A 2,168-nucleotide genomic window follows, 5' to 3' on the forward strand; every position below is an offset into this window, starting at 1 on the left:
CAAACGGAAGCCGTGGTCAACGAGCACTTTTTTACGCGCTTGGTCACCATTGAACATCCCGCGGACTTGCGGCAAGGTGACGTGACTTTCGTCGACGACCAGCAGGAAATCATCCGGGAAATAATCAATCAATGTATATGGTTGTGCGCCTGCCGGACGCAACGTCAAATGGCGCGAATAGTTTTCGATGCCTGAGCAGAAGCCCATCTCGCGCATCATTTCCAAATCGTAGCGCGTACGCTGCTCGAGCCGCTGCGCTTCGAGCAATTTATCTTCCGCGCGCATTTCCTTCAGGCGTTCTTCCAGTTCCGCTTCGATATTTTCGATGGCTCTGACCATCTTGTCTTCCCGCGTAACAAAGTGGGATGCCGGGAAAATAGCGACGTGTTCGCGGTCGCCGATAATTTCCCCTGTCAGGGCATCAACTTCCCGTATGCGGTCGATTTCATCGCCAAAAAACTCCACGCGCAAGCAGCGCTCATCGCGCGAAGCCGGGAAGATTTCGACCACATCGCCACGTACGCGGAATGTCCCGCGGATGAAATTGATGTCGTTGCGCTCATATTGCACATCGACCAATTTGCGCAGCAGCTGGTTGCGTTCGATCTCCATCCCTTTGCGCAGTGAGACGACGAGTTCCCGGTATTCTTTCGGGGAACCGAGGCCATAGATGCAGGAAACGGAGGCGATGACGATGACATCATCGCGCTCGAACAAGGAACTGGTAGCTGAGTGGCGCAATTTGTCGATTTCATCATTGATGCTCGCATCTTTTTCTATGAATGTATCGGACTGCGGCACGTATGCCTCAGGCTGATAATAATCGTAATAGCTGACGAAGTATTCTACGGCATTGTCAGGAAAAAATTCCTTGAACTCGCTATAGAGCTGCCCTGCCAATGTCTTGTTATGTGCCATGACCAATGTCGGCTTTTTCACTTGTTGAATGACATTCGACATCGTATAGGTTTTCCCCGTACCGGTCGCACCGAGCAAGGTCTGGAACCTTTTGCCGTCGATGATGCCTTTGGTTAATTGGGCGATGGCTTCCGGTTGGTCGCCCGCCGGTTCATAAGGGGCTTGCAGGTTAAATTCCTGTATCATGGATATGTCATCAAGTATTTTACACTACTTCTACTTTAACATATGCACTAAAATTCACCTAACAAAAAGCGAACGTATGTTTTTACTCAAGTATATTCAACTGATTGCCTGTTTACAGGACAGATTTTGCATTCCATTGAAGCACAGCTGCCCTAATCAAGGCATAAAAAAACCGCCCGGAGAAACTCCGGGCGGTTCTGTTATTCTTCTTCCCGCTTCAGCTCTTGCAGCTGCGCAGTATATGTGTCAAAAGATTTGCGGTCGTTATGATCCAGGGCTTCGTCGATAAGTGCCAGCAATTGCGTTTCCTGCTGTTCGCGGTGAACATGCTTCAAGAACAGATCCAGATAGATCTCATTCAGCAGCTTTTCCGCTTCCGTGATCTTTTTCGTTTGAGCCATCGCTTTCATGAAGTCAGCATAAGAATAATAGTTTTCCATTCTTCTTCACCCCGAATGCTTTTCATTAGTATACACGAAAGCGCAAGAAAGAAGCAAGAGTTTTTTGAAAATTACAACGAGATTGAAAAAATAATTTTTTCGAAAAATAATTATTGTGTATTTTCCATTTTTTATTATAATGATGTATGTAAAGTAAATTTAGGGGGTAAATATTCATGGGCAAGAAGAATCAATATCCTGTCTCTTATACAATTTGCAGCAATACGTATGCGCTGCTTCCGTATATGGACGGCCACCGGCTCTTGACACGGGTCATTGAAGACCGCAGCGAATTCCTGGTGGAGGAATCGGTCTATAAAATTGTGGCGAAATCGTGCTCTTTCTATCGCGGCTCCCTCGCCAGCGCCACACTCTACGCACAAAAAGCGATTGGCGTAAAACACAAGCCGCCGATCATCGTCGGCGAGTATTACGGCAATCCGTTGATTTTCTTTCCTACCCACTCTCCGAAAAACAAGGATTCCATCTGGTTCAATTTCGATGCCATCGATTTGATTGCTGCGGATGACAGCGGGCGTGGCAGTTTGGTATCGCTCAGCAATGGCGTCGTCGTCCCTGCGGACATCTCTCCTATCGCGCTTCGCAACCAGCATTCATTCACCG

Annotated in this window: 3 protein-coding genes; 1 reads left to right on the top strand and 2 read right to left on the bottom strand. The window is 47.7% G+C overall.

Annotation, left to right across the window (positions count from 1 at the left end; all coding sequences use genetic code 11):
* Nucleotides 1-1,104 (bottom strand): DEAD/DEAH box helicase family protein (locus tag CW734_RS01120; protein ID WP_198551085.1); only part of this gene is annotated, 1,104 nt, incomplete at its 3' end.
* Nucleotides 1,105-1,304: 200 nt separating this feature from the next.
* Nucleotides 1,305-1,544, bottom strand: coding sequence for an IDEAL domain-containing protein (locus tag CW734_RS01125; protein ID WP_058381274.1), 240 nt, complete (start codon nucleotides 1,542-1,544; stop codon nucleotides 1,305-1,307).
* A gap of 176 nt (nucleotides 1,545-1,720) precedes the next feature.
* On the opposite strand from CW734_RS01125, the gene CW734_RS01130 reads away from it, so the two are divergent.
* Nucleotides 1,721-2,168: competence protein ComK (locus CW734_RS01130; protein ID WP_101189119.1), on the top strand; the 448-nt coding region annotated here is incomplete at its 3' end.

This window comes from Planococcus sp. MB-3u-03 (assembly GCF_002833405.1).
Lineage (GTDB): Bacteria > Bacillota > Bacilli > Bacillales_A > Planococcaceae > Planococcus.

Coding starts and splice junctions, on each gene's coding strand:
- CW734_RS01125 (WP_058381274.1), bottom strand. CDS start 1,544: ATGGAAAACTATTATTCTTATGCTGACTTCATGAAAGCGATGGCTCAA.